We start from the raw sequence: 7,264 nt of genomic DNA, 5'->3' as shown, positions 1-7,264 counted from the left end.
AAGTTCCACGGCGTCTCCAAAGAATACTTTCCAGGGTATCTGAACGAAATGGCTTTTCGGTACAATCATCGTCATGAAAATATCTTTGAAAAACTTGTCAAAATGATCACTAATTTGGTGCAAGATCCTTTATAATCACCTAATTATTTTCCATATTCTTTCCTTAAAATAATAAAAGGAAAATCCTGAAGAGCGGCGGCGACCTTGCCTATGCCACCTGCGCACGTGCCGCCGCACGTAATCCAATCTGGTCCATCAAGATTTCGCCTTCAGGTGCCTGTTGAACAGTTCCGACATCTCCCCGATGGTGAACGGCTTACACAGGCTTCCGGTGAAACCGTACTTGTCGGGATCCGTCATCACCGGATCGGTGGAATACCCGCTCAGGACAAACAGCGGAATCTCGGCGTTTATCTTCCGGATCTCGGCCACGACCTCTTTCCCGCCCATGCCGCCCGGAATGGTGAGATCGAGCAGGACCGCGGCGAACGAACGCCCCGCCTTTAATTCTTCTTGCAGGAGCGCCACTGTCTCCTTCCCGTTGCGCGTTGACACGGCGGAATAGCCCAGCACCTCAGCCAGTTTGCTCGCCGACAGCCGGATGAGCTCCTCGTCGTCCATGATGAGAATCCTGCCGTCGCCCCGGTGCATCGGGGCATGCTTGGGGACGGGCGGCGCCGCCGGCGTGACGGCGGAGGCGGGGAGATAGATATGAAACGTGGCGCCCTTGCCTTGCGCCGATTCCACGTCGATCCAGCCGTTGTGGCGCATGATGATCGAGTGGCATATGGAAAGCCCGAGCCCGCTGCCTTTTTGCTTGGTGGTGAAGAACGGGTCGAAGATACGGGGCAGGATTTCCTGGGGTATGCCGATCCCGCTGTCGAGGATGGAAACCTTTACGTAACTGCCGGCGGGAAGGGTCCCGATCTCGCCGGCCTTCGCCTGAACGTTCTTCGCCGAAACAACGACGGAGCCGCCCATGGGCATGGCCTGCTGGGCGTTGATGATGATGTTGTCGATGACCTGGCCGATCTGGTTGCCGTCGAAATCGCACGGCCACAAGTTTTCCCCTATGTCAATAACACATGATACGTTCGACCCGCTCAGGGCGAACTTGCACGAGTTTCGGATCGCGGACGCCAGATCGCCGGTTTCGAGGACCGGGGCGCCGCCCTTTGAAAACGTGAGCAGTTGGCCGGTGAGGCTGCGCGCGCGGTCGATGCCGCCGATCGCGGACGAAAGGTAGCCGGAGACCCTGCCGTCCTGTGAGGTGGCGAGCGCGAGGTCGATGTATCCGAAAATGCCGCCCATGAGGTTGTTGAAATCATGGGCGATGCCCCCGGCAAGCAGGCCGAGCGACTCGAGCTTCTGCGCCTTGTGGAGTTCATCCTCCATCCGCCTGCTCTCGGTGATGTCCTCATAGGTGCCGAGGACCCCCATCACGTTGCCGCTAGCATCGTGCAGGGGCACTTTGTTTGTTTTGGCCCATGCCCGGGTTCCATCCGCCCTGAGAAACGGCTCAATGATATTGTATTTTGCGGCGTCGGTTTCCATGACCCTTTTGTCATCCTCTCGGAACGATGACGCTTGCTCTTTTTCCCATGGGAGATCAAAGTCGGTCTTGCCGACAACTTGTTCCGGAGAATTCAATCCGACGGCATTTAGCCACGTTCGGTTGCCGCCGAGATAGCGGAGGTTTCGGTCCTTCCAGAAGACCGCCACCGGGATGGTGTCCAGCACCGTCTGCAGCATCCGCTGCGAAATATGCAGCGCTTCCTCGGCCCTTTTACGCTCGGTGATGTCCGTGTCGTTACCGCGGTAGCCGGCCAGCGTCCCGTCAGTATTCAGCAAGGGGATGCCGCTGGTGACGACCCAGATCATCTTGCCGTCCTTGGTGAGAATCGGGTTCTCGAGGGCCTTGAACGTATCTTTCCGGCGGAACGTGTCGAAAGCCGCCGCTTTGAAAGCTTCTCTCCCGGTCTCGGGATGCAGGTCGTAGAAGTGGAGTTTGCCCACAATTTCGTCGGGACGGAAGCCGATGACCCGCTCGCTTACCGGGCTTACAAATGTGTAAAGCCCGCAAGCGTCCACTTCCCAAGTGATGGTGCGGCTCTGCTGCGCCGACTGCGCGAACCGCTCCACGCTCTCACGCAGCGCATCCGCGGCCCGCTTATCCCTGCGTTTTGCCGACGGGCGCCGGTTTCCTTTGGTCGGACGCTTGCTTTTCATCGGTAACCTTCTTCTCTTTCCCACACGTCAATGGACGTATCCCATACTCATTGCCTCTACCGAATTGACGGACTCCTTTTATCCGAAAAGCGGGGAATTTTTCCATCTCAGCAATTCGGAGATCGAGCAACCGTCTTTTATTTCCTCCGCCCGATCGCTCATGAACCTTGCCGCTGGCGCGCCGTCAACCGCGGTTTGTTTTCAAGCACAGTACCCCTGATGACTTTTCAATAGCAGCTTTGCGAGAAATCTTTATTTATGGGAAAGAAACCCTTCCAGGTTCTTCTTGCAATCGCCTTTTTTCTTTGAAAGCAACTTCACGGCCGCAACGGTTTTTCTCAGGTCCTTGTCTTCCTCCTCGTAAAGCTTGTAAAATAGGTCTAGGTCGAGTGCATAGGTCATGTCGAGACTGATGAACGCGTTGTTGATGTCCAGTTTATCAATTCCGCGGTAATCCTGCGTCAGGAACATGGCGTCGTAGTTGCGGCCGATAGAGTCTTTGAACGCGGCGATGACGCCTGCTTTTTTTTGAAGCTTTTCCTGCAGAGAAACGGTGCTGGAATAGACCGCCGAAAGCGCGCGATACAGTGATTGGACACTCCGGTAATAGGTTGAAACGTCCTTTGATTCTTTCACGGCATTTTGAAACTGCGTGGAGGAATCCCCGAATTTCGACCGTATGAACGCAAGCGCTCCTTCGTTTCCCGTGAAGGTGGCGAGCTCCTCGTTGAAATCGACATGGTCTTTGACATAGACGGTCGCGTGCGTCTGCTCGTGGATGATGAGGTTGGCGATCCGGTACACCGAATAGCGTTTCATGAACGAATAAATTGGATCAGAGAGAAAACCGAGCGTGCTGAACGCCTCGGCCCGGCCCAGGCAGACGTCCAAGCCGAGCTTTTTAAGCCGCTGCGCCTCCCTGATCGCGTCGGTGCTGTCGAAATAACCGCGGAGCGGCCAGCACCCGAACAGCGGATAGCACCACTGGTACGGGACAAAATCCGTTTTTCCCGCGGCGGCAACAAGGTCGATGAGATACGGCTTGCGGATGGAGACGAATTTTGTGAAGTTGCTGTTCTTCGCAAGGCCGATCGAATCCGCCGCATAGGCCGTGATCTCATTGACAAGAGAGAAGAAGTGCCGCAGCGAGTCGGGGGTTTTCGGGTCTTTTTCCATTTTTTTTATCGGTACGGAGGAGGCGGTGTAGGAGAGGAGGCGGGTGCCCTGTTTCCAGAGGTAGCAATTGCTGAAAAGAAGGAGAAAGCACACCGCGAGGATGGAAGTGCTGAATTTGATCGGAAAGGATGATGGTTTCACGATGGATATGCCCGTTTGATGGTTGAAAAAAATCCGGAGATGAATTTTAAAAATACAATGAGACGGTTGGAGCAGGAAATTTATAAAGTTACTACAGAGAAAATGAGAAAGCTAAATTCCCGGCCGCGGTTATGATCATTTGTAAATATTGATAATGCGGAAGATAAATCTCTTCCGCGCGTTAGGGGCGGCTGCAGGGTGCGCTAGAGCGCATTACCGGCCGGCCCGGCGCCGAAGGCGCCTCGGGCGGTCCGGTAACGAGGCCGAAGGCCGAGTCCGGAAGGAGAACCGACCCCCATTTGCGGGTTTACACCTGCAAATGGGGGGAACGCCCAGATTCCTTATTTCCTATCTGCAAATCTCAATACGTCTCAATCCTGATATTTCCGCTTGTCGTCTTGCAGGTGATCACGGCCGTGGAGTCGCCGCCGTTCAGCTTGGTCTTGTCGCCGCCCGGCGCGCTGATGCTCCCGCTTGTCGTGGAAAGTTCCAAGTCGGCCTTGAAGGTGCCGGGCACCTTCACCCTGACATTGCCGCTGGTCGTTTTGAGCGATGCGCCGGCAAAACCCGTTTCCGGCTTGAGCGTGACGTCGATGTTGCCGCTCTCCACGTTGATGTCGCAGCCGCTCACCACGTCCGCCGTGATGTTGCCGCTGGTCGTTTTGAGCGTGGCAAACCCGTTGATGCCGGTCAGGGTAATGTTGCCGGAAGTGGTTTTTGCCGAAACGCCAAGCATATCGTTGCAGGAAAGGGCGATGCTTTCGAGCCTGAGCAGCTCCCACAGGCTCTGGTTGTCCGTGAAGGCAAACGCAACGGTGCCGGTGCCCGAAACGGTGTCAATTGAAACTTCGAGCTTGTCCGCCGCCGGCGCGGACGCGGAGCCGGTCGTGGAAAGCTCGCTTACGGTCACCGTCGCCTTGATGATCGAATCCTGCACGCCGCTTACCGTTATGTTGCCGGAATTGCCGCTCATGTCGACCGAAGCACTGGTGCAGCCGGCGCTGGGGATCTGCCCGCTTTTTTCCGTGGTAATGCGCTCGACATTGAAGACGCAGCCGGCCACGGCGGCAATTGCAGCGGCTGTCCCGATCCGGAGAATGGTTGATAAAAAATATTTTTGCATTGTATTGTCTCTCCCTTCAGACAGATGCTTTTTTATTCAATTTACAAACGCTATTGTCTTTTTCAATGATTAAAGTCAGTTCCGCGCATCAGGGTTAAAAGTTGAAATTATATCCTATGCCAAGATCAAGCCACAGCGCGCCCTGGGGCAAAACGCCGGAATGCTGGCTCAGCGCAACCGTGTAATACGGGCCGTACGCAGCGTAATTAAGCCGCAGCGTGGGGCTTATTGAAAAATGGTTGCGCACCCATATCTCGTTGATCGCGGTGATAAAGGGCGCGGCGCTCACTTCGGCCGGGCGCAGGCACCCCACGCGGCCCTGAAGCGACACACCGGCGATCGCGCCGAGCTGCAGCCGCTTTACAGGGAAGAATGCGACCTTTGCCGCGGGAGACCCCGTGATCGCGTAGCGGGTGCCCACCACGGTCTCCTGCGAATACAGCATGATGTCGCGCAGGCCGATGTCGCAGAGGGGCGCCACCGAATAGGTGACGAACAGCCCATGCAGAAACAAAAGGTCGGGCTGCTTGTCGGAGGGCGAGTTGATGTCGGTGAGCCGCAGTTCGAACCCGAAATGAAAGGGGAACCGTTTGGAAAGCGGGAGCGGGTTCTGCTCCTCGGCGAGCTTGTCCGCCCTCCCCATGAGGTCCTCGGCCAGGTCTTCGCGTTTGTCAGCCGCTTCCTCGAGCTCGCGCGCCTTGGACGACATTTCGCGCGATTTCTCCAGGAGCTGTTCCGAGTTTTCGCTGATCTCCTGCACCAGCCTCCGCTGCTTTTCGACGCTCTGGTTCGTGTCGGCCGGCAGGTGCGTCAGCACCGAATCGAGGCTGTCGGCCTGCTGCGTGTAGAGGGAATCGTTGGAAGTTTTTATGCCGTGCAGCCGCTTGAGCCGTTCAACGTCCGCCTGGATGATGCGTTTGATTTTCTCTATTTCCATTCTGACATGGGCCGCCGTATGCTGCGCGTCGGTCTCGCGGAGCTCGTCCTGCATTTTTTCCGCCTTGTCCTTTGCCTCGCCCGCCTTTTTCTCGGCCTCGTCGGAAGAACGGTTGAGCGTGTCGGCCATGTCGCGCAGGAGTTTCGCCTCGGCCTTGAGGCGGGCGGCCTCCTGGCGCATTTTTTCAACGCCGTTGCCGTTTTCCGCCCTGAAAGCGGGCGCGGCGCTCGCGGGCTTTTCCGCTATCGCGGTTGAGTCGCCCGGTGCGGCAGCCGGCGGTTTGGCCTGAACTGCGGCGGACTTCTGCGATATTTTCGTCGAATCCTGGCCCGCCTGAAGCGGTACGATCAGGGCGGCAAGCAACACCGGCAGCGCCCTGAACAGGAATGCGGATGGTCTCATAATGCGCCTCATTTTTGGAAATGGTTTTAAGTTTTTATTTTTCCAAACTGGTTTTTGACTTCGTGATGAAATTTACCACCGGATTTTTGTCTTTGCAACGGGGATTCCGTGAATTGCACGTGGAGTCGGTGAAGTACACGCCTAATATTTTGGGCATCAAATAGATCGTGGCGCCCCGCTATTTAAGGAACGCGCAGATGCGCGTTCCTTAAATAGCGGCGGCCGTCCTTTCGGTCTCGGCCTTGGCATCGGGCCGCCACGGCCCGATGCCGCGAAACGCGGCGGGGTCCGGCAGCACCGCACTCCGGGCGCGGCCTCCAGTCCTGCCTGGCGCGCGGCAGAAGCGGTCCTTCCGTATTTTATCTCCCCTTTATCAAGGGGAAGTGCCGAAGGCGGAGGGGGGTTAACCACAGTGGTTGCGTTGCGAAGGCACGACCCGCCCAACAGGAAGGGAGCGCGAATTGTCGTGTACGCCTCGCAAGCTTTAATGCGAGCGGACTCGCGCTCCTTCGCGGGAAAAGGCGTGCCCCCGGATCACTGCCGCCTTCTTGGCGGCGGTGATCCGGGGGCCAGGGGAAACCACGAAGTGGTGTCCCCGCCAGCATGCATGGACAATATGAAAGGCAGGGTGACGTCCAACTTTTTCAATATCTAAATTTGGAGACGTGATTACTTATATTTATTTACCGTCCCATGAAATTCAAATCCCAACATTTAATATTTCTGCTCCTATTTTCCCTTCCTGCCTTTGCCCGGCTCCACTGGGAGCTGTTTCCCATTGTCGATTACGATTCTGACGTGGGGCTCGGCTACGGCTGCCATGTCTCGCTCTCTATGCCGGCACAAGACACGATGTTCGAACTCTGGCGCGTCGAGGCCGAGTTTTATGCCACCACCAAGGAAGTGTACCAGCCGTACATCGAGTGTTTGCTTGACAAAATCGGCCCGGGCCGGTTCAGGATACACGTTTCGTACGACAGGATTTTATACAACAATTATTACGGGTTCGGCAACTCCGACGCCCAACAGGGCTACAGTTCTGCAAAGGAAAACGATTATGTTTATACCTATCAGAAAAGCGTTCCAAAACTGATGGTGATATACGATGTGCCGGCCGGCATCAGGGCGGTTCCGTGGCTTTCCAACCTAAGAATAGCCGCCGGCATCTGCGCGGAAAAAACTGACATAACCGAATCGCCCAAAACGCCGGCATCGGGCGAGGAGCCTCTTCTGTTCGCGCAGCGGCCCCTGGGGAT

General features: G+C 56.3%; 5 protein-coding genes. 1 reads left to right on the top strand and 4 read right to left on the bottom strand.

Translation table 11 applies throughout. The annotated features are described in order from the left end of the window. Positions 1-255: 255 nt before the first annotated feature. The 4 genes from VLX68_10270 to VLX68_10255 form a co-directional block, all read right to left on the bottom strand. The gene (locus VLX68_10270; protein HUI92620.1) at positions 256-2,229 is read right to left on the bottom strand and encodes a PAS domain S-box protein; all 1,974 of its coding nucleotides are present in this window, start codon (positions 2,227-2,229) and stop codon (positions 256-258) included. A 252-nt stretch (positions 2,230-2,481) separates the two neighbouring features. Beyond that, the gene (locus VLX68_10265) at positions 2,482-3,546 is read right to left on the bottom strand and encodes an aminopeptidase (protein ID HUI92619.1); all 1,065 of its coding nucleotides are present in this window, start codon (positions 3,544-3,546) and stop codon (positions 2,482-2,484) included. Positions 3,547-3,907: 361 nt separating this feature from the next. Beyond that, positions 3,908-4,669: a DUF4097 family beta strand repeat-containing protein gene (locus VLX68_10260; GenBank protein ID HUI92618.1), complete on the bottom strand. Its 762-nt coding sequence runs from the start codon at positions 4,667-4,669 to the stop codon at positions 3,908-3,910. A 94-nt stretch (positions 4,670-4,763) separates the two neighbouring features. After that, complete coding sequence (locus tag VLX68_10255; GenBank protein HUI92617.1) at positions 4,764-6,008, bottom strand: hypothetical protein; 1,245 nt, start codon at positions 6,006-6,008, stop codon at positions 4,764-4,766. Positions 6,009-6,701: 693 nt separating this feature from the next. Between VLX68_10255 and VLX68_10250 the strand changes: the two genes are divergently transcribed. Beyond that, a partial coding sequence (locus VLX68_10250) for a hypothetical protein (GenBank protein ID HUI92616.1) occupies positions 6,702-7,264 on the top strand: 563 nt, incomplete at its 3' end.

Source organism: Chitinivibrionales bacterium, from assembly GCA_035516255.1.
GTDB lineage: Bacteria > Fibrobacterota > Chitinivibrionia > Chitinivibrionales > FEN-1185 > FEN-1185.
The sequence above is the reverse complement of the archived record's forward strand: the minus strand, read 5'-3'. Positions and strand labels throughout refer to the sequence as shown.

What these genes read in the sequence shown, in the direction of transcription:
- VLX68_10270 (HUI92620.1), bottom strand. Translation starts at nt 2,229, where the DNA reads ATGAAAAGCAAGCGTCCGACCAAAGGAAACCGGCGCCCGTCGGCAAAA.
- VLX68_10260 (HUI92618.1), bottom strand. Translation starts at nt 4,669, where the DNA reads ATGCAAAAATATTTTTTATCAACCATTCTCCGGATCGGGACAGCCGCT.
- VLX68_10255 (HUI92617.1), bottom strand. Translation starts at nt 6,008, where the DNA reads ATGAGACCATCCGCATTCCTGTTCAGGGCGCTGCCGGTGTTGCTTGCC.